Here is an 18673-nt window from a genome sequence, read left to right as displayed (position 1 = left end):
ATCTTATCTTTGGAGCGAAGCAAAATTCAGCGACATGGATAAGGTTCAGAAACAAAGAGGAAGCATCGTGCTACACAAAGAAACAAGGGACGGTGCGGATTACATACGGATAGAATATGCGAACAGTCAGGCTGTCGCCCTGCTGCTCGCCCAAGACACGGGCATGGAAATGGCTGGTAACGGCTCTGCATACATAGCGTCAGCCGCTTTCAGCCTGCCGGATTTTTACGACCGCTATTCGCCCCACGCCTATATTGATTACAGCCGGGTTTACGTGCGGCATCCAAAACCCAAAAGGGAATACACACTGCCGAAAGGCTACCTCGAACTGCTGGAACAGAAGCGGTACAGCCTTTCCACCATAAAAGCCTATAAAATCTATTTCAGCGACTTCATGGAATACCACAAGGGGCAAGACCTTGACCTGCTGACGGTCGAGGACATAAACAGCTATATGCTCCACATGGTAAAGGAAAAGCACATATCCGCCACCCAGCAGAATATGCGTATCAACGCTATCAAGTTTTATTACGAGAAAGTCCGGAAAGGCAAGCGGCAATATTATGGCGGGATAGCCCGTGCAAAAGAGTACAAGGCATTGCCCGAAGTATTAAGCCGGGAAGAAATGAAAAGCATCTTCGCACAGTTATCCAATCGGAAACACAGGTGCATGATTTCTCTCATTTACTCTGCCGGGCTACGTCGAAGCGAACTTCTGAACCTGACACCCCAAGACATCATCAGCGAACGGATGCTAATCAGGATTGCCGGGAAAGGCAAGAAGTGCAGGTATTCCCTACTGTCGGAAAAGCTGCTCAACGAACTGAGGAATTACTACCGGGAATACAGACCGCAAAAATGGCTTTTTGAGGGCGAACAGGCAGGCGAACAATACTCACCCAGCGCATTGGTTAAGATATTGAAAGAAGCGGCAAGGAAAGCCGGAATAAAGCATCGGGTACACCTGCACATGCTCCGTCACACGTTTGCCACCCACCTGCTGGAACAAGGGACAGACCTAAGAACCATACAGGAACTTATGGGACATACCGATATAAAAACAACGGCAATTTATCTGCACGTATCGAACGCCTATAAAGCAAAAATCCCCAATCCGCTGGATTGTTTGGATGATGATTAGGCAATGATTTAATAGTGAATAGGAACTACACCATAAGGTGCGTTTATCGAAAAATTATGAACAATTAGAGTACACGATATGAGAAATGAAATTTTACAGTTGAAAGATTTGGGTCGTATGCCTAATGAAAGCATCAATGATACAGAGAGTATTGATGAATTAGTAAATACTTATGATGCCTTATTAGAACAAATACAACTTCCCATATCATTTGATGAAGCTATGGTGTTGGTACAAATCTTTCCTGAAAATGCTTTTTATGATTTGCAGTGGAGTTTATTAAAACTTGTAGAGTCTGTTTGCGTTGATGATGAGAATAAGTATATTCAGTTAATAAACTCTTGCCCAAGCCAAGAATGGCGGGACACTCTAAATGCTCGCTATGCAAATTATAAAAGGCACAAGGGGTAAAGTAAGTTCATAACAAGCCGGGATAACGGACTAACGCCGTTCCCCGCCAAGCCATTATCAATAAAAAGGTGAGTATGCGAATAGATGATTCTGAAACGAATAAATGCAAGAAAAAACTAATGCTTGAACCCAAAGAGTTTGAGCAAAGTATAGAATATGCCCTTGCAAATGATTGTGACGGTTTACAGATTGACACATGGAATATTGATGATAATTCGGTAATGGATTTCAAACTTTTTGAGAAAGTCGCAAACCAAATTGTATGCTTATCTATTACGAATATCAATACTACGAATGTAGCCAACTTTGAATATATCTACTCCCTTAAAAGATTAGAAACATTCTATTGTCAACAAGTGAATCTACATATAGACTTCGCTCGTTTTTCATCACTCCGAAATATTGGGATTTTTTATAATAAAAACTTCCTAAATTTGGATAAGTTGGAACAATTAGAAAGTGCGGTTATTAGTAAATTGACCGAAAAAGACATGTCATTGTTTTCTAACTGGAAATCCATAAAAACATTACATATCTATCAATCGCAAATAGTATGTTTGAAAGGCATAGAAGATTTAATTCAAATAGATACATTAGTTTTAGCACACAACAGAAAACTAATTGACATTAGTAGTATCAACCATTTAGATTATATCGGAGAGGTTTCATTTGAGAAGAATAGTAAGCTACATGATTATTCCGTGCTGGCATACAATCAAAATATTCACAATCTTTTCATTTCTGATTTGGACGATTTGGAATTTATTCAAGGTATGAAATCCTTATCATCATTTAGATTTTGGAATTGTAAAAACGGCGACTTATCTCCCTTGTTGGAAAATCCAATATTAAAGGATGTGTACTTCACGCCTAACAAGAAGCATTATTCGCATACATTAGAACAGATTAAAATATTGATAACAAAGCGTGATAACGCTTGACAGCGTTCCCCGCTTAGCCATTACTAACAATACGAATAACTCTTTATGACAAAATTCATTTTAGATGCGATGTATTATCAGATATTCATATTTAATAGGGATAAATTTATATTGGAAAATCCACATGAGCGGACGATACAGATAATATGTGGAATATTATTTCTTCCTGTTATAGTATTGACGTATCTACTGATAAAGGAGAATTTCAATTATAAAACCCCTTTTGTGTTTTTTATCATAATCTATGTTTTACTATACAAGACATTCTGTTCGTATTATATCAAAAGGAAAAAAGGTATGGAAATTATAAGGAGTAAACCTCTAATATTTAATAGCCAAAAGATTTCTTCCTTCATATCATGGATGATTTATCCCATTTTGGTTGTATTACTTTATTTTATAATAACACATCGTCATTGGCTAAAAATTATACAATAAAGATTTAATAAGTTAGTAACAACGAAAGATAGCATCTGACGATGCTCCTTTCTAACCATTATGAACAATTAGAATACACGATATGAGAAATGAAATTTTACAGTTGAAAGATTTAGGTCGTATGCCTAATGAAAGTATCAATGATCCTGATAGCATTGATGAGTTGATAAATGCTTATGATACTTTATTAGAACAAATACAACTCCCCATATCATTTGATGAAGCTATGGTGTTGGTTCAAATCTTCCCTGAAAATGCTTTTTATGATTTGCAGTGGAGCTTATTAAGACTTGTAGAGTCCGTCAGTGTTGATGATGATAGGTATATTCAATTAATAAACTCTTGTCCAAGTCAAGAATGGCGGGACACTCTAAATGCTCGCTATGCAAATAATAAAAAGGCACAAGAGGTAAAGTAAGTTCATAACAAGCCGGGATAACGGACTTACGCCGTTCCCCGTCCAGCCATTACCAACAAATAGCGTACATATATGAATGATGTAACAAAAGTAAGAATAGTATATGAATGTAGCATAATAGGTATTGTTTTGCTGACATTCTTAAAAGGTATGTTCCCATACATGGGAGCATGGTGGCGAGTAGCCCTTATTGCTTCACTTGTAGGATTGTGGTTTTCACTATCTTATCTGAAACAGCATAATTATAAATGGGGGTTCAATTACATAGGAAATCATTTATACATTAACCTCTTATTGAAAGTACAGAAGTGGTTTCAGAACGCTACAATCATAGCCTTATTGATACCTGTATTCTTAAAAGACCTCTTGTATAATCAATATTGCTTAGTAGCATATATATTGCTTGTAGGTATGTTCTTGGGCGTGAAGCTGGCTACTTACACAGTAGAGTACGCTATATATAAAAGTAAATTCATTGGTAACAAGGAAAGATAACCCCTGAATGGTGTTCCTTTCCAAACCATTATCAACCATAAAACGAGAAATATGTACGAAGAATTTTTAGAAAAGAGCCTCAATAATAAGAGGCAGGCAGTAGATGATGCTTTTATTGCCAAATACGCCGATTTGTCCTACCCCGAACTGAATACTTTATGGCAGGAAGTCGGGCTGGGCAGTTATTGTGATGGACTGTTTAAACTCATCAATCCGTCCGATTACCAAGATGTGATAAATTCCGGCTATGAAAAGGAGGATGACAAATCGTTTCTGCCATTCATGTGTACGGCTTTCGGTGACCTCTTTGCCTATGTAAAGAACCCAAGACTGAAGAATTATGTCGTTTATCTGAATGTCAGATACGGAACATATTTAATACTTCCTGCCAATCTTCGTGCAATTTTTAATAAGGTAATGGTAAATCAAAGTTTCTTAAAAGGTTGGTTTGACTTAGAAAATTATCCTGTAATACAAGAGAAACTCGGAACTCCCGACTATGACGAGTGTTTTGGATATTCCCTGCTGTTGGCAATGGGAGGAAGTGAAAATCTTGAAAACATCAAGATAGTCAAGACTATTCCGTACATTGACATCTGCACACAAACAATCGGCGAATTTGAAGTTGCAGATAAATATTGAGTATAGAATAGGTTGATAACAACGCAGGATAACGGACGAGCCGTTCCCTGCTAACCATTATCAGTAATTAAATAGTGTAACATTATGAATATATATGAAATTGGACAAGACTTTGATAATTACAAGTTCTTTGTATTCAAGGAAGAAGATAAATCAAATAAAGATGTTTGGGATTATAATGGTCAATCACTTGTTAATGAGTGGAAAGGGCTTAGCTTAGAATTGTTTAAAGATAAAAGAAAAAAGAAAGACAAACGAAGTGAGGACTTTGATGCTTCTTGTTATTTTTCTGGTTGTCTGATAGTAAATAAAAAAACATCTTTATTGCTCGCTGAAAAGCTGAAAGGACAAATAGAAGTTTTACCTGTCAATGTAGACGGTAATACTTCAAACTATTATTTTATAAATGTATTGAATACAGTCGATGCCTTAAATATAGAGTCCAAGAGCAATGAAGAAATTTTGAAAATGATGAGAGATAATAATGGTATTTTCAATAAAGGAAATATCGGTTCATATATCATATTTCGGGATAGTCTGTTTAATAACAATTATTATTGCACAGATGAATTTGTAGATTTTGTGAAGCAAAATTCAATCACAGGATTAAAATTTACATGTGCAGGTATCGCAAAATAAATCACTGATAACAAGCCAAGTTAGCTGCTAAACGCAGCTCCTTGTCAAACCATTAGCTGTAATTATATGACATGAAAATCTATGAGAATAAAATATTGAGAATACTTGGATTTATTTTTATTTGGATTTATGTATTCGGTGTGGGCATTTGCTTTGCTGCAAAATGGTATGCTATTGGAATATCGGGAGCTATCTTATTGGTTGTTTGGTTGAATTCCGGACTTATTGGTGATACTATTTATAAATATAGAGTAAAACAGGCTACAAAACAAATAAAAAGGCATGGAATACAATTATTTGTTGATTTAAACCAATGTGAAGTCACTACACAGAAATGGAATACCAAGAAATCAAGGATGCAAGAGCCTATCTTTCGGATATTCCATACATGGGAAATCCAATTTTGGAATGGTGTCAGTGGCTATTTATTCCCTGACATTTATCATAGTGAACAAATTGTGTCCACTACAATATGCACCGTAACGTACACAACCAAATACAATGGAAAGACAAAAACATTTCGCAGTGATGCAATCTTGAAGGAAAAAGTTTCATTGGAAATGCTATTGCAACACTATGGAATGACAACGATTTACATAAATCCGAAGAATGACAATCAATATTATTTTGATTTGGATTTTCTAAAATAGATACAGCTAACAACGCAGGATAACGGCAAGCCGTTCCCTGCTGAACCATTACCAACAAATAGCGTACATAATATGAATGATGTAACAAAAGTAAGAATAGTATATGAATGTAGCATAATAGGCATTGTTTTGCTGACATTCTTAAAAGGTATGTTCCCTTACATGGGAGCATGGTGGCGAGTAGCCCTTATTGCTTCACTTGTAGGACTTTGGTTTTCATTGTCTTACCTGAAACGGCATAATTATAAATGGGGGTTCAATTACATAGGAAACCATTTATATATTAACCTCTTATTGAAAGTACAGAAGTGGTTTCAGAACGCTACAATCATAGCCTTATTGATACCTGTATTCTTAAAAGACCTCTTGTATAATCAATATTGCTTAGTAGCATATATATTGCTTGTAGGCATGTTCTTAGGCGTGAAGCTGGCTACTTACACAGTAGAGTACGCTATATACAAAAGTAAATTCATTGGTAACAAGGAAAGATAACCCCTGAACGGTGTTCCTTTCCAAACCATTAATGGTAATAAGGTATATGATAGACTATTTATATTATAGGTTTTATAGATTATGGCTTCATTCTTCTGTATCGGAAGGAGCCACATTTTTGGCAATGCTTTTGTTTTCGGTCATGTTAAGTACAAATGTATTAACCGCATGGGGTATATTAACCCAATACGGAATCATTGATTATCCGTCCGATACTCAATACTATATCATTGAAGGCAGTTTAATAGCATTGCTGTGTGGCAGATTTTTCTTCAAGAAAAGGTACAGAAGAATTATAACCAAGTATGAGGATGAAAACTCTGTGCAACGTAAAGTTGGAGTGTGGGCACTTACTGTATATATAGTGGCAACCTTTACTTGCTTTTTCATAGAGGCATTGCACAGACAGGGAAAAATATAATTTACCATTAACGAAGCAGGATAACGGACAAGCCGTTCCCTGCTGAACCATTAGCAATAAAATTTGAAATATGGATAAAGACGAGATAATATCAAAATTAGGATGGTTTACTCAAATGAAGTCTATACCACCCTTAACTGATAAATTCAAAACAGAGCAAATTATCTTTTTTGAAAATATCATCCATTTCTTACAAGATAATGGATTGACAACTAAAGAAATACTAAAAAAAGGAGAAAAGCCTACAGATAATACTGAAATAAAAATTGGAGATTTAACGGAAGAGGGATTAAAGTTTTATCTGTATGGCATTAGAAAATGGCGACAAAAATACGATAGAGCAAAAGACGGGATTAAAGCAATCAATGACTTTGCTTTTATTGAAAAGAAATTAAAAGAATTTAGAAGTAAAAATATTGCTAACAAAGCGTGATAACGCCTAACAGCGTTCCCCGCTTAGCCATTAACATCAAAAAGCAGTGTACCATAATGGAAACAAGAGATAAACTTTTTACAGAAGAACAGTATTTGAAGCAACTGAAAATGTATGATGAAGATATTAGTTATTATGAACAAATGCATCTTTCAGGAAAACATATAGGTTACGATTCTTTGTTCAATTATAGGCTTCGTTATTTATTAGTACAGTATTCTATGGGACAGGATATTGATAAGCTGAAAAACAATTATGTGAAAGCCCTCAAAACAATGCCGAGATTTTGGACGGACAACGGATTTTATATTGAAATGTTGTGGCTTCTGTCAATAGGCATTATGTTGGATTACGAAGACGACCTTATACATGGTCTGGTGCAACTGATAAAAGACAGAGAAGCTAAAGACTATATTTATGATACATTGATTAGATACAGATTTCCTGATTGGGAAAGGACAACAAACCAAGTATTATATCCGTCACCCTATCGAATTGCTATCACTGTTACAGAGTTGGCTGAACAAGACAAAGCAGAAGCGGTGAAACGATTGGAAAAATACCTCAAAAAAGAATGGTATCGAGGACATTCTGATTTATCTTGGCATGACGACCATAAATATGGTATCAACCATGACGGTTATTGGTGTTTTGAAAGCGGTGCATTGGTCAAGGTCTTGGGGCTGGATGATAGCAGCCTGAAAGGGTTGCCCTACTATCCATACGACATGGTACACTGGAATGATAATATTAAATGAAGAAAAGGTATGAGTTACTCTGTTTGTGCATATTTGACAGAAGCCGATAAGGTAAAGTCTGTTTATGGAACTTGTGATAATCAGCTTATAAACCAATTAAAGGTTGCGTTGAAGCAGGAACTTGACACTCTGAACGATTATTTCAGCGATAGCCTAAACACGGATAAAGATGCTTATGCAGCATTGGCAGATATAGTGAACGGAGAAATCCGTTATCCCGAAATTGCTTTCATGTACGGGTATGTGTATGAAAAGATTTGCAACCATTACGGAACGCAAATCTACTGTGCGGAAAACCTTTGGCAACTGGACAGTCAAAGTACATTCATCCCTATTCCTTTGAGTGATGATTTTCCCTATATCATCAGCATACCCGTTTCAGATTTGGAGAGCAAGCGGACGGAATACACCTCACTGCAAGAGGGTAACGGTATCGGAGATTATGATTACGAGCAGGAAATGGACGACTTGAATTTCATTTTCGATGAAGCCGTTGAAGCGCAAAAAGACCTTGTTATTATGGTGTATTGATATGGTACACTGGAATGAGAATAAAATATGATGTTAACGAAGCAGGATAACGGACAAGCCGTTCCCTGCTAAACCATTATCAGTAATTAAATAGTGTAACATTATGAATATATATGAAATTGGACAAGACTTTGATAATTACAAGTTCTTTGTATTCAAGGAAGATGATAAATCAAATAAAGATGTTTGGGATTATAATGGTCAATCACTTGTTAATGAGTGGAAAGGGCTTAGCTTAGAACTGTTTAGAGATAAAAGAAAAAAGAAAGACAAACGAAGTGAGGACTTTGATGCTTCTTGTTATTTTTCTGGTTGTCTGATAGTAAATAAAAAAACTTCTTTATTGCTGGCTGAAAAGCTGAAAGGACAAATAGAAGTTTTACTTGTCAATGTAGACGGAAACACTTCAGACTATTATTTTATAAATGTATTGAATACAGTCGATGCCTTAAATATAGATTCCAAGAACAATGAAGAAATTTTGAAGATGATGAGAGATAATAATGGTATTTTCAATAAAGGAAATATCGGTTCATATATCATATTTCGGGATAGTCTGTTTAATAACAATTATTATTGCACAGATGAATTTGTAGATTTTGTGAAGCAAAATTCAATCACAGGATTAAAATTTACATGTGCAGGTATCGCAAAATAAATCACTGATAACAAGCCAAGTTAGCTGCTAAACGCAGCTCCTTGTCAAGCCATTATGAATAATAAAGGAATAAAAAATACAGATAACTATTTTGAACGAGTGAAGCAACGTGCAAACCGGACGAATTACAGATACTATTTTTTTGACTACCTATATTTCAAGGGAGAGGTTTGGGACAAGAAGATAGGACGGATGTCAGGTTTTATACTGCTGTTTTGGTATTGGTGGTGGATAGTAGTTCTGCCCGGCAACTTTCTCCTGATTAACAGTGTACCGCAATGGTCGTCCTTACATCTTGGCTATTTAGGTGCAATGTTTTTGCTTATTTGTGTATTTATTCTTGCACGATACAGGAAAGCCCGTGTACAGGCATTGTTGAACCGCTACCGCCGCTCTAAGCATATCAGCGCAGTACAGGCATATTTTCTGTTCCTGCTACCCTTTGTACTTTTCTTCTTAGAAACATGGCTGTTCGATGAATGGGGGTGGACGGATTGCGTGAGGTGGAACAAATGATATGTCATTCATATATAAAACATCAGATATGGAACAACGGATTACATCATTATTGCTGCCCGCTCCCGAAGTGGAGTTGGAAGCGTCCTGCAAGGAACTGGACGAAAAGGTAACATGGCTGCTGCACAACAGCCGGAAAATGGACAACTACTTGGAACTTGAACCGTTCAGCAAGGACGGGCGGCTGTGCGCCCACGTGTGCGACACGCTCAAGAGCCTGCCGGAAACGCCGACACTGGCGGCATACAAGGACTACAAGGCAATCATTATCCTGCTGGGTATGTCCACCACCCATTACGCCATACTGGACGAACTGGCGGAACAGCACCGCAAGCGGGACGAGATACCCGAACTGACCGCCTACTGCGATGCGCTCCACTGGATGCGACCGGGACGGCAGTACCTCTGCAACGTGTACAACACGGTATGCCACGCTTTCCACCTGCTACGGAGAAACCCGGTAAGGGACAACCGCCTGCTGGTGACGGAAAAGGAACTGCGCCACGCCGAACGGATGCTGCCGGAGCTGGGCAGGCAGACATTCACCGAAATGGTGCGTCTGAAAGGCTACATGGTCTATGATGCCGAGCAACTGGCGGAGAAATGCGGCATGGAATACGGCTCGTTCCGACGGAAGGTAAAGAAAATGACCGGGTACACGGCTAAGGAATGGGTGATAAAGGAGCGTGCAAAGGACGTGGAACACTACCTGAAGAACACCAACCTCACACTTACCGAAGTGGCGTTCACCACCGGGTTCGCATCGACATCGAACCTGAACGACTTCTGCAAGGCTTACTTGCTGGACACACCGGGCGAGATACGCAGAAAAGCGCAGGAAACAAGAAAATGCACAGTTACAAGAACGTAATGTGAAAAATCAAGAATAAAACAGATTTTTTATGCCCGTAACTTTGTGCTTCATAAAAGATAAGCACAAGGTTATGGAACATAAGATACCGTTGGAAACATACTTCGCCGGACTGCTTCAAAAAGTGGAATGGCAGATACAGGAATACGAGGACACCGCAGCGGACACGCTGACGCTCTGCCGCCTGTGCGTGGACTACCTGCAAGAGATACTGGGCGAACTCAAAAACTTTATAATCTCCTACCCGTTCGCCAGCACGGAAGAGGAAATACACTTCTTCAAGGAACTGAAACCGCTTTTAGCGAGCAAAATCATCTATTACAACACCGTTTACAAGATAGAGGTGCGCTTCCCCAGCGGCAGCGAGGAAGTGCAAAGGGACTACCTGCTGTCGGAAACCGACCGGATTTCAAAGTCGTTCCAGCGGAACTTGGCGTTCTACCAGTACCACCGAACGAAAGCCACCTACTTGGACAGGCAGTATTTCATGCGTGGAAAGCCTGACATACAAATCATCGTGGACAGTTTCTATTACGAAACAGACCCACAGTTCAGCACCAGTCACGATTTCAAGGTAGCCAAGATTTTAGCCAACGAACTGCTGGAAATATACCTCACCAACCGTCTGCACGAGCTGGAACGCCGGGAACAACGCAAGCGGGTGAAGAACGGCTTCATGGGAAAGGTGTTGCGCTGGACGGGGACGAAAAGGGCGTTGGTGGAACTTATCTACGCACTGGACGCCTGCGGCTGTCTGAACAAGGGGACGGTTGATATTAAGGAGATTGTAGCCTACTTTGAATACGTGTTCGACATCGACCTCGGCGACTTCTACCACACCTACATGGAACTAAAAGCCAAGACCAAAGACCGAACGGGCTTCCTCTCCACCCTGAAAGACAGGTTGCTGATGCGCATGAGGGAGCAGGATTAGGCAACCGTGCTTTAACAAAATTTATTTCGCCACAGGTGGGTACATCTGTGGCGTTTTATTTTTCAGGACACCCGAACTTTGCGGCAAATCAATCAGTTACCGTTATGGAAATAATAACATTCGAGTCCAAAGCCTACAAGGAACTGGACAACAAGATTACCGCCATTGCCGACTACATCTTCAACCACATGGAAACGGCAAGGCAAAGCGAGGAAGACATGTGGGTGGACAGCTACGAGGTCTGCACGTTCCTGAAAATAAGCGAAAAGACCCTGCAACGCCTGCGGGTGTCGGGAACTATCGCCTATTCCAACATCAGGGGACGCTACTTCTACAAGGTCAGCGAGATACGCCGGATGCTGGAAGAACGCCTGATAAGGAGCAACAAGGAGAACATCGACAACCTGATAACCAACCACCAGTTGTATGCTAAGGAAAGAGGAAATCTTAGAAAGAACAAGTAACGGGCTGGCGGTGTTCAAACACTACCTGCCCGGAAACTGGCGCATAGGTCGCAACTTTCTTAACCCGCTGTACGAGGACAGCAAGGCTTCCTGCAACATCTATTTCGACCGCCGGGGCGGTATCTACAAGATGAAGGACTTCGGCAACGACAGTTACAGCGGCGACTGTTTCTTCCTCGTGGGGCAGTTAAAGGGGCTGGACTGCAACCGGGCGGCTGACTTCGTGGAGATACTGGAAATCATCGACCGGGATTTGGGCTTGGGGCTGGCTTCCGGCATTCCGGTTTCCGTTCCCCCGGCAACCGTCTGCCGGGCAGTGCCGGACAAACCCGAAGAAACGCCCGAAAAGCCCGTCAAGCCCTACCAGTTCCGGGAACAGAAGTTCCCGCTTGCCGAACTGGTGTACTGGCAACAGTACGGCATCACGCCCGAACTGCTGGAACGTTACAAGGTCTGCTCGCTCCGGGAATACAACAGCGAAACGGCAGAGGGCAAACCGTACACCTACACTTCATCGGTGGCAGAACCCATGTACGGCTACAAGGGCAAACAGCACATCAAGCTGTACCGCCCGTTCTCCACGCCCCGCTTCCTCTACGGCGGCAGCTTCGGTGAGAACTACTGTTTCGGGCTGGAACAACTGCCAGCCAAAGGCGACACGCTATTCATCACGGGCGGCGAGAAAGACGTGCTTTCGCTGGCGGCGCACGGTTTTCACGCTATCTGCTTCAACAGCGAAACGGTGACGATACCGCCCACGCTGGTTTATCGGCTGACGTTCCGCTTCAAACACATCGTCCTGCTCTTTGACATGGACAAGACGGGCAGGGAAAGTTCATGCAAGCAGGAAAAACTGTTGGAAGAATTTGGCGTGAAACGCCTGCTGCTCCCGCTTCCGGGAACGAAAGAGGAAAAGGACATATCCGACTACTTCAAAGCCGGGAACACCCGTGAAGATTTCCTGAAACTGTTTATCGAATTTTTAGACAACCTGTATAGCGACACATTGATTATGCTTAAATCGTGCGAGATAGATTTCAACAACCCGCCCGCCAAAGCGCAAGAGATTATTTCGGCGGGTGACGTTCCGCTGGGGACACAAGGCAACCTGTTCGGCATCACCGGGGGCGAGGGAACGGGAAAGAGCAATTATGTAGCCGCAATCGTGGCGGGCTGCATCTGCCCGGCTGGTGCGGAAGTAGATACGCTGGGCATACAGATAACCGCCAACGGCAAACACAAGGCGGTCTTGCTCTACGACACCGAACAGTCGGAAGTGCAACTGTTCAAGAATGTAAGCAACCTGCTGGCACGTGCCAAACAGCCGGACAAACCCGATGAACTGAAAGCGTTTTGTCTTACCGGTATGTCACGCAAAGAACGCCTGAACGCCATTGTACAAAGCATGGACAAGTTCTACTACCAGTACGGCGGCATCCAGTTGGTCGTCATTGACGGCATCGCCGACCTTGTTAAGAGTGCCAACGATGAAGCGGAAAGCGTGGCGGTGATAGATGAACTTTATCGGCTGGCGGGTATCTACAACACGTGTATTCTGTGCGTGCTGCACTTCGTCCCCAACGGATTGAAACTGCGGGGACATTTGGGCAGCGAGTTGCAGCGCAAGGCGGCTACTATCCTGTCCATTGAGAAAGACGAAGAACCTACCAAGTCGGTGGTAAAAGCCCTGAAAGTAAGGGACGGAAGCCCGCTGGACGTGCCGCTGATGCTCTTTGCTTGGGACAAGGAAGCCGGGATGCACGTGTACAAGGGCGAGAAACCACGTGAGGAAAAGGAGAAGCGCAAGGAAAGGGAACTGGTGAATGTCGCACGTGACATCTTCGGGCGGCAGACACGCATCACCTACATAGACCTTTGCGAGCAGTTGCAGCAGGTATTGGACATCAAGGAGCGCACCGCAAAGAGCTATATCCGCTTCATGCGGGAAAGGGACATCATCACCAAAGACACGGCGAACCAAAGCTGTTTTGTCATCGGTTCATATCATCTTCAAAGGAACGCAAGCTGCCCGTAGGCGTATGGGCTGAACTTGTGTATTTTTAGGTGCTTGTATCCTGCCCTGTTGTGATAACACGGCAGGATTTTTTCTGTTTGCACGTGATTTTTCAGGGTATTTGCTTAACTTTGCAGAAGTTACACGGAAAAGTAACGGCAGTTGGACGGCGGTTGCCGGAATATTGCCTTTATATATAACATATACGTTCGCCGAACGTCCCGATGCGAAAACTGGCACTTTTCAAAATGTGGGGATATTCAGCGCAGGATATGCTATGCGTTTGTCATAGCGTGGCTGCACTGTTTCCACATTTGGGTATGCCAGTACCTCGCATCGAAACAGCGTCATGCCACGCTTTCTTTTTTGGGGTGGCGGCTAACGTGCCAAGACAGTAGGGATTTATATCACTTTAATACCTGATAATATGGAACAAATCAAAGCGCACATCGCCGTATCGCTGGACGGGCATACCGCCACGCCGGACTATGAACTGGACTGGATGCCCCGTGAGGTCAAGGAACTGGCGGCAAGGGAACACGCCGCCGCAAGCTGCCTGCTTATGGGGGCGAACACCTACAACTACATCTTTGAACACTGGGGCGGGTGGCCGCACAAAAGCAAACGGTCTTTTGTGGTGTCACACTACGACACCAACGTTACACCGGACTGCGGGGTGGAGTTCCTGACCGAAGAACCACTGCAAAGGGTCTATGAACTGAAACAGGAAACCGACATGCTGGTGGTGGGTGGCGGCAAGCTGCTTACTTCATTGATTAAAGCCGGACTGCTGGACAGCCTGACAATCTACACCGTCCCGGTCATGGCGGGCAAAGGCATCGGTTTTGTCGGGGAAACATCCGGCTCGCTGTGGAAGCTCTCGGAAAGCAGGGTGCTGGATAACGGGGTGGTCTGTTCGACCTACCTGTTTGGCGGGAACATATAAAAAATGCGCCCGGTTTCCCTCCGGGCGCAACCACTAAAATTTCAATTATTATAAGCTGTAAAACCTATCACAATGAAATTTCAGCGGCAAAGATAAGCTATTTCTTCGGTTTCGCTTTCTTTTCGGGGAATGAAAAACCGACATTGAACTGCTCGTCCAGTACCAGCGAAGCATCGAAAGCCTTGCCGTTCTTGCCCTTGAAGCCCTTGATTAGCCCGGTCTTGCGTTTCGTCACCAGCTCGACAATCTGCTTGTCGGAAAGCTGCTTGTCGCACTTGTTGCGGAATATGGTTAGCGTGCAATCCACGTTGGAACACTTCGCCACTTTCGGGTAGAACAGGATGCGCCCGTTATTGCATTTGGGGCAGGGACAGGTTTCACCAGTAGCGACAGATAGCTGCACCGATAGCAGTTCTGCGGTGATTTGCGTTGCGTACACCTCGATACCCTTTCGGAACGTGTCGGCATCCATACTGCCCGCTTCTATCTTGGAAAGGGCGGTTTCCCACATACCCGTCATTTCGACATCGGCAATCTTCTTGTCCCTGACAATCCTGTAAACGGCAAGCCCCTTGTCAGTAGGCACAAGGTTCTTCTTCTCACGCACGATGTACTGGCGGGCGAACAGCGTTTCGATAATCGCCGCACGGGTGGCGGGCGTGCCTATCCCGGCATCTTTCAGGCTGGCTTTCAGTTCGGCATCTTCCAGTTCCCTGCCTGCGTTCTCCATTGCCGACAACAGGCTGCTTTCCGTGTGCAGCGGTTTCGGCTTGGTCTGCTTTTCGAGCAGATCCACGCCGGAGAGTGGCAAACATTCTCCCTCTTGGAGTGGCGGCAGGCTGGCGGCTTCTTCATCCCCGCCCGTTTCCTGCTCGCCGAACACGGCACGCCACCCGGCTTCTTTCATCACAGACCCTTTCACCGTGAAGTCGGTATCTCCCCCTGACAGCAAGGCGGTGGTAACGTCTTTCACGCACTTGCCCGAAAAGGCTTCCAGCATACGCCCGGCTACCAGCTCGTAAACCGCCCGTTCGTCTTTGGAGAGTTCGCCGGGCAGGTTCTCGGTAACGATTAAGGCGTGGTGGTCGGTCACTTTGCCGTCATTCACGCTGCGGCGGTTCAGGGGTGTGCCGTCCAGCCCGGCGGCATACCCGGCAAAGCGGGGGTATTGCCCTAACAGGGCGACACGCTCCGGCATTTCATCGAAAACGTCCTCCGATATATAGCGGCTTCCGGTTCTCGGATAGGACATCACTTTCTTTTCATACAGGCTTTGCGCTATGGAAAGGGTCTTGTCAGCCGAGAAGTTCAGCTTCGTGTTCGCTTCCTTTTGCAGCGTGGTAAGGTCGTACAAAAGCGGCGGTTCTTGACAGGCTTCTTTCCTCTCAACGGATTTAACCACAAGTTGCCCGGCATCCTTTACCCGTTGCAGGGCGGCTATGGCTTCGGGCTGCTGTTCCCACTTGGCGGTCGATTGGGCGGTAAAATTTATTCCCCCGCTGGCGGTCGCCGCTTTGAGTTGCCAAAACTTGGCGGGTACGAAATTCTTGTTCTCCAAATAGCGGCTGCATATCATCACGAGCGTGGGTGTCTGCACCCTGCCCAGCGAGAACACCCCCTGCCCGGCGGCTACGCTCAACGCTTGGGTGGCGTTTATCCCTATCAGCCAGTCCGCTTCGCTGCGGGACTTGGCAGAGAGGTAGAGGTTATCGTAACGCTCTCCCGGCTGCAAGTTATCCAGCCCATCACGGATTGCCTTGTCGGTAAGGCTGCTTATCCACAGGCGCACGAAAGGCTTCCGGCAGTTCAGGTAATGGAAGATATAGCGGAAGATTAGCTCACCCTCACGCCCGGCATCGGTGGCGACAATAATCCGGTCGCACTGGTCGAACACTTCCTTTATCACTTTCAACTGTTTCAGCACGCCGGGGTCTGCCTTGTACCCTTTCTCCGCTTTCACCTGACGGGGGATTAGCTGGAAATCGGGCGGCAGTATGGGCAGGCTCTCCCTGCGGAAGTTCGCCACGCCATAGGCTTCCGGCATGGCAAGCTGGATTAAGTGGCCGAACGCCCATGTCACCATATACCCGTTGCCGGAAAGATAACCGTCATTACGCTGGGTCGCACCGATGATGCGGGCGATGTCTTTTGCCACGCTGGGCTTCTCTGCTATCAATGCAATCATAATTCTTTACTTTTTAATGGTGGATATTACATTTTCATTCCTTTGGACTTCTTGGGTTTGTCCGCTTTCAGACTCTTGTCCTGCGCCTTATCCTGCTTCTCTTTCTGCTTGGCGGTGGGCTTGTCCTGACCCTGTTTCAACGGCTCTTTGCCCCGCTTGGTGGCTTCGTTGGTCTTGCCCTCCGAATTGACCGCAACCTGCGTCCGGCTCTCGGCGGCGGGGGTAACGTCTTTCGGCTGTACCTTGTCGGGGGATTTGCCCTGTGCGCCGGGCTGCACATGACCGTTGAACTCAACGCCCTTGCCGTCCTTTATCCCGGCTACCTGCTGTTCTGCGGGCTGCTGTCCCTGCTGCAAGAACTGAACGGCGGCACGGGGCAGGAACTCCAAACCACGCTCCACCGCACTGACCTGCAAATAGGCACTGCGCTTCGTGCCGTCCCTGAATTGCAGGTTTTCCATTTTCACCGCTTGCCCGGCTTCAAAGGCGGCTTTCTGCTCCGGGCTGACTTGCACGCCGCAAATGGTGTCAGGACATTTCCACTTGTCAGCCCGCATATACTCCAGTTCGTGCGTGTACCTGTCCCGGCTGACGAACACGGGGATTTGCTCGCCGCTTTTCGGTTCTTTGATTTCAGCGATGCCGCCCAAGTTGCCAGTGCCTTGCAAGTTGCTCTGTTCCTGCTTGGTAAACCCGTGTTCGTGGAACGGGCGTTGCAACAGTTTCTCGTCCTGCTGCACGCCGTGCAGCTTGGGTACTACCGTGCCGTCCTTTGCCTGATAGAAAGAGAGCTTGACATCGGTAGGTTTCAGGTAGAAGCCGCCCACCGTCCCCGAAACGGTGTAGGTGTTGCGGGACTTGTAGCCACGCATCACCCGGTCGAAGTCCTTCGTGTTTTTCAGGGTGTCGGCGGTGATGCCGACTTTTTTCAGGTTCTCCCAGTCGATTTTTGACGGGTCGAAGCGGTAGCCCTGCTTGAACTCGTGGAAGTCGGGCTTCGGAACTCGAAGCATTTCAGCCCGCTTGTTGCCCTCCGGTGTAGGGTTGCGGTGGTTGTCCTCGATTGCCTTTGCGTCCCGCTCCGCTTCGGAAGCCTTGACGCTGAACAGTTCCAGCCCGGAAGTGTCCTGAAACTTGCGGAAGAAATTGGAAATGAAGTTGCTGAACACATCGCTGTTCTTGTCCACCTGCATGAACTCGCCGCCGTGTGTCGGCGGCACGGTCTGCAAATTGCCCTCCTTGTCGATACCCTTAACGGCACTCACCTTGCCCTGCTGTTTATCCAAGACCAGCAGCACGTCTTTTTCCTGCCCCTCTATGGGCGGGGTCATTCTGTTTGCCATAAATAATTGGAATTTTAGTGGTTACGGGAATAGTCCCGTCCAAAGGTAGCGACTAAATATACTATATTTGGATAGGCGACAAGGGATGTCCGAATTTGTCCTGCGGTGTCTGAAATTGTCCGGGTACGGTAATTACTGCGAACATTATTCGCAGAATTTAGAATATCACCAGCAAAATATTCATTATGTTTTTACATGGTAATTATATCACACTATCTTTGTAAATAAAATCAAGGAACATAAATATGGCTTCATTCAGAAAAGAGATACTTGGGCAGATTGAACGGATAGATACTGGGCGTATATTCAGGTTCCGGGATTTGTCGTTT

At 44.4% G+C, this 18673-nt stretch carries 22 protein-coding genes; 20 read left to right on the top strand and 2 right to left on the bottom strand.

Going from position 1 to position 18673, the window contains the following annotated elements:
* Window positions 1-34 precede the first annotated feature (34 nt).
* The 20 genes from RB604_RS11485 to RB604_RS11395 all read left to right on the top strand — a co-directional run bounded on the left by RB604_RS11485 (window position 35) and on the right by RB604_RS11395 (window position 14816).
* The gene (locus tag RB604_RS11485) at window positions 35-1141 is read left to right on the top strand and encodes a tyrosine-type recombinase/integrase (RefSeq protein ID WP_181993226.1); all 1107 of its coding nucleotides are present in this window, start codon (window positions 35-37) and stop codon (window positions 1139-1141) included.
* A 78-nt stretch (window positions 1142-1219) separates the two neighbouring features.
* Entirely contained in the window at window positions 1220-1552 is a 333-nt protein-coding gene (locus RB604_RS11480; protein ID WP_032535954.1) for a hypothetical protein, read from the top strand.
* A 74-nt stretch (window positions 1553-1626) separates the two neighbouring features.
* On the top strand, window positions 1627-2493 hold the full coding sequence (locus RB604_RS11475; protein WP_005643588.1) for a hypothetical protein: 867 nt from the start codon (window positions 1627-1629) through the stop codon (window positions 2491-2493).
* A gap of 45 nt (window positions 2494-2538) precedes the next feature.
* Window positions 2539-2931 carry a hypothetical protein gene (locus RB604_RS21460; RefSeq protein ID WP_010803471.1) on the top strand — a complete coding sequence of 131 codons (393 nt, stop codon included), beginning with the start codon at window positions 2539-2541 and terminating at the stop codon, window positions 2929-2931.
* Between the two features lie 82 nt (window positions 2932-3013).
* Window positions 3014-3349, top strand: a complete 336-nt coding sequence (locus RB604_RS11470; protein WP_204443185.1) for a hypothetical protein — start codon at window positions 3014-3016, stop codon at window positions 3347-3349.
* 72 nt (window positions 3350-3421) lie between these two features.
* Entirely contained in the window at window positions 3422-3844 is a 423-nt protein-coding gene (locus RB604_RS11465) for a hypothetical protein (protein ID WP_004329681.1), read from the top strand.
* 51 nt (window positions 3845-3895) lie between these two features.
* Entirely contained in the window at window positions 3896-4486 is a 591-nt protein-coding gene (locus RB604_RS11460; RefSeq protein WP_224263038.1) for a T6SS immunity protein Tdi1 domain-containing protein, read from the top strand.
* Window positions 4487-4570: 84 nt separating this feature from the next.
* Window positions 4571-5125 carry an imm11 family protein gene (locus tag RB604_RS11455; protein ID WP_309005103.1) on the top strand — a complete coding sequence of 185 codons (555 nt, stop codon included), beginning with the start codon at window positions 4571-4573 and terminating at the stop codon, window positions 5123-5125.
* A gap of 71 nt (window positions 5126-5196) precedes the next feature.
* Window positions 5197-5775, top strand: coding sequence for a hypothetical protein (locus tag RB604_RS11450; RefSeq protein ID WP_007754578.1), 579 nt, complete (start codon window positions 5197-5199; stop codon window positions 5773-5775).
* A gap of 72 nt (window positions 5776-5847) precedes the next feature.
* Entirely contained in the window at window positions 5848-6270 is a 423-nt protein-coding gene (locus tag RB604_RS11445) for a hypothetical protein (RefSeq protein WP_117830284.1), read from the top strand.
* A gap of 491 nt (window positions 6271-6761) precedes the next feature.
* Complete coding sequence (locus RB604_RS11440; protein ID WP_004328536.1) at window positions 6762-7124, top strand: hypothetical protein; 363 nt, start codon at window positions 6762-6764, stop codon at window positions 7122-7124.
* Window positions 7125-7180: 56 nt separating this feature from the next.
* The gene (locus RB604_RS11435) at window positions 7181-7882 is read left to right on the top strand and encodes a PoNe immunity protein domain-containing protein (protein ID WP_007480240.1); all 702 of its coding nucleotides are present in this window, start codon (window positions 7181-7183) and stop codon (window positions 7880-7882) included.
* Window positions 7883-7891: 9 nt separating this feature from the next.
* The gene (locus tag RB604_RS11430; protein ID WP_117809692.1) at window positions 7892-8413 is read left to right on the top strand and encodes a DUF7691 family protein; all 522 of its coding nucleotides are present in this window, start codon (window positions 7892-7894) and stop codon (window positions 8411-8413) included.
* A 103-nt stretch (window positions 8414-8516) separates the two neighbouring features.
* Complete coding sequence (locus RB604_RS11425; protein ID WP_004320610.1) at window positions 8517-9071, top strand: imm11 family protein; 555 nt, start codon at window positions 8517-8519, stop codon at window positions 9069-9071.
* A gap of 54 nt (window positions 9072-9125) precedes the next feature.
* Window positions 9126-9587 carry a hypothetical protein gene (locus RB604_RS11420; RefSeq protein WP_070753191.1) on the top strand — a complete coding sequence of 154 codons (462 nt, stop codon included), beginning with the start codon at window positions 9126-9128 and terminating at the stop codon, window positions 9585-9587.
* Between the two features lie 28 nt (window positions 9588-9615).
* Window positions 9616-10458, top strand: a complete 843-nt coding sequence (locus RB604_RS11415; RefSeq protein WP_117809699.1) for a helix-turn-helix domain-containing protein — start codon at window positions 9616-9618, stop codon at window positions 10456-10458.
* 31 nt (window positions 10459-10489) lie between these two features.
* Entirely contained in the window at window positions 10490-11392 is a 903-nt protein-coding gene (locus tag RB604_RS11410; protein WP_004326095.1) for an RteC domain-containing protein, read from the top strand.
* A gap of 35 nt (window positions 11393-11427) precedes the next feature.
* Complete coding sequence (locus tag RB604_RS11405) at window positions 11428-11856, top strand: helix-turn-helix domain-containing protein (protein WP_007845709.1); 429 nt, start codon at window positions 11428-11430, stop codon at window positions 11854-11856.
* Window positions 11819-13891 carry a bifunctional DNA primase/helicase gene (locus RB604_RS11400; RefSeq protein ID WP_117809693.1) on the top strand — a complete coding sequence of 691 codons (2073 nt, stop codon included), beginning with the start codon at window positions 11819-11821 and terminating at the stop codon, window positions 13889-13891. Before RB604_RS11405 ends, RB604_RS11400 begins: the two co-directional genes overlap by 38 nt.
* 406 nt (window positions 13892-14297) lie before the next feature.
* The gene (locus RB604_RS11395) at window positions 14298-14816 is read left to right on the top strand and encodes a dihydrofolate reductase family protein (RefSeq protein ID WP_004326099.1); all 519 of its coding nucleotides are present in this window, start codon (window positions 14298-14300) and stop codon (window positions 14814-14816) included.
* A 97-nt stretch (window positions 14817-14913) separates the two neighbouring features.
* Here the strand turns inward: RB604_RS11395 and RB604_RS11390 are convergent, their stop codons facing one another.
* Together RB604_RS11390 and RB604_RS11385 are read right to left on the bottom strand one after the other, a co-directional pair.
* Window positions 14914-17001: a type IA DNA topoisomerase gene (locus RB604_RS11390; protein WP_309005041.1), complete on the bottom strand. Its 2088-nt coding sequence runs from the start codon at window positions 16999-17001 to the stop codon at window positions 14914-14916.
* 26 nt (window positions 17002-17027) lie between these two features.
* Window positions 17028-18344 carry a DUF3945 domain-containing protein gene (locus tag RB604_RS11385; protein WP_221734878.1) on the bottom strand — a complete coding sequence of 439 codons (1317 nt, stop codon included), beginning with the start codon at window positions 18342-18344 and terminating at the stop codon, window positions 17028-17030.
* Window positions 18345-18673 lie beyond the last annotated feature (329 nt).

The sequence above is a fragment of the Bacteroides salyersiae genome, assembly GCF_031172035.1.
GTDB classification, from domain to species: domain Bacteria; phylum Bacteroidota; class Bacteroidia; order Bacteroidales; family Bacteroidaceae; genus Bacteroides; species Bacteroides salyersiae.
The sequence above is the reverse complement of the archived record's forward strand: the minus strand, read 5'-3'. Positions and strand labels throughout refer to the sequence as shown.

What these genes read in the sequence shown, in the direction of transcription:
- RB604_RS11485 (WP_181993226.1), top strand. Translation starts at nt 35, where the DNA reads ATGGATAAGGTTCAGAAACAAAGAGGAAGCATCGTGCTACACAAAGAA.
- RB604_RS11480 (WP_032535954.1), top strand. Translation starts at nt 1,220, where the DNA reads ATGAGAAATGAAATTTTACAGTTGAAAGATTTGGGTCGTATGCCTAAT.
- RB604_RS11475 (WP_005643588.1), top strand. Translation starts at nt 1,627, where the DNA reads ATGCGAATAGATGATTCTGAAACGAATAAATGCAAGAAAAAACTAATG.
- RB604_RS21460 (WP_010803471.1), top strand. Translation starts at nt 2,539, where the DNA reads ATGACAAAATTCATTTTAGATGCGATGTATTATCAGATATTCATATTT.
- RB604_RS11470 (WP_204443185.1), top strand. Translation starts at nt 3,014, where the DNA reads ATGAGAAATGAAATTTTACAGTTGAAAGATTTAGGTCGTATGCCTAAT.
- RB604_RS11465 (WP_004329681.1), top strand. Translation starts at nt 3,422, where the DNA reads ATGAATGATGTAACAAAAGTAAGAATAGTATATGAATGTAGCATAATA.
- RB604_RS11460 (WP_224263038.1), top strand. Translation starts at nt 3,896, where the DNA reads ATGTACGAAGAATTTTTAGAAAAGAGCCTCAATAATAAGAGGCAGGCA.
- RB604_RS11455 (WP_309005103.1), top strand. Translation starts at nt 4,571, where the DNA reads ATGAATATATATGAAATTGGACAAGACTTTGATAATTACAAGTTCTTT.
- RB604_RS11450 (WP_007754578.1), top strand. Translation starts at nt 5,197, where the DNA reads ATGAAAATCTATGAGAATAAAATATTGAGAATACTTGGATTTATTTTT.
- RB604_RS11445 (WP_117830284.1), top strand. Translation starts at nt 5,848, where the DNA reads ATGAATGATGTAACAAAAGTAAGAATAGTATATGAATGTAGCATAATA.
- RB604_RS11440 (WP_004328536.1), top strand. Translation starts at nt 6,762, where the DNA reads ATGGATAAAGACGAGATAATATCAAAATTAGGATGGTTTACTCAAATG.
- RB604_RS11435 (WP_007480240.1), top strand. Translation starts at nt 7,181, where the DNA reads ATGGAAACAAGAGATAAACTTTTTACAGAAGAACAGTATTTGAAGCAA.
- RB604_RS11430 (WP_117809692.1), top strand. Translation starts at nt 7,892, where the DNA reads ATGAGTTACTCTGTTTGTGCATATTTGACAGAAGCCGATAAGGTAAAG.
- RB604_RS11425 (WP_004320610.1), top strand. Translation starts at nt 8,517, where the DNA reads ATGAATATATATGAAATTGGACAAGACTTTGATAATTACAAGTTCTTT.
- RB604_RS11420 (WP_070753191.1), top strand. Translation starts at nt 9,126, where the DNA reads ATGAATAATAAAGGAATAAAAAATACAGATAACTATTTTGAACGAGTG.
- RB604_RS11415 (WP_117809699.1), top strand. Translation starts at nt 9,616, where the DNA reads ATGGAACAACGGATTACATCATTATTGCTGCCCGCTCCCGAAGTGGAG.
- RB604_RS11410 (WP_004326095.1), top strand. Translation starts at nt 10,490, where the DNA reads ATGCCCGTAACTTTGTGCTTCATAAAAGATAAGCACAAGGTTATGGAA.
- RB604_RS11400 (WP_117809693.1), top strand. Translation starts at nt 11,819, where the DNA reads ATGCTAAGGAAAGAGGAAATCTTAGAAAGAACAAGTAACGGGCTGGCG.
- RB604_RS11395 (WP_004326099.1), top strand. Translation starts at nt 14,298, where the DNA reads ATGGAACAAATCAAAGCGCACATCGCCGTATCGCTGGACGGGCATACC.
- RB604_RS11390 (WP_309005041.1), bottom strand. Translation starts at nt 17,001, where the DNA reads ATGATTGCATTGATAGCAGAGAAGCCCAGCGTGGCAAAAGACATCGCC.
- RB604_RS11385 (WP_221734878.1), bottom strand. Translation starts at nt 18,344, where the DNA reads ATGGCAAACAGAATGACCCCGCCCATAGAGGGGCAGGAAAAAGACGTG.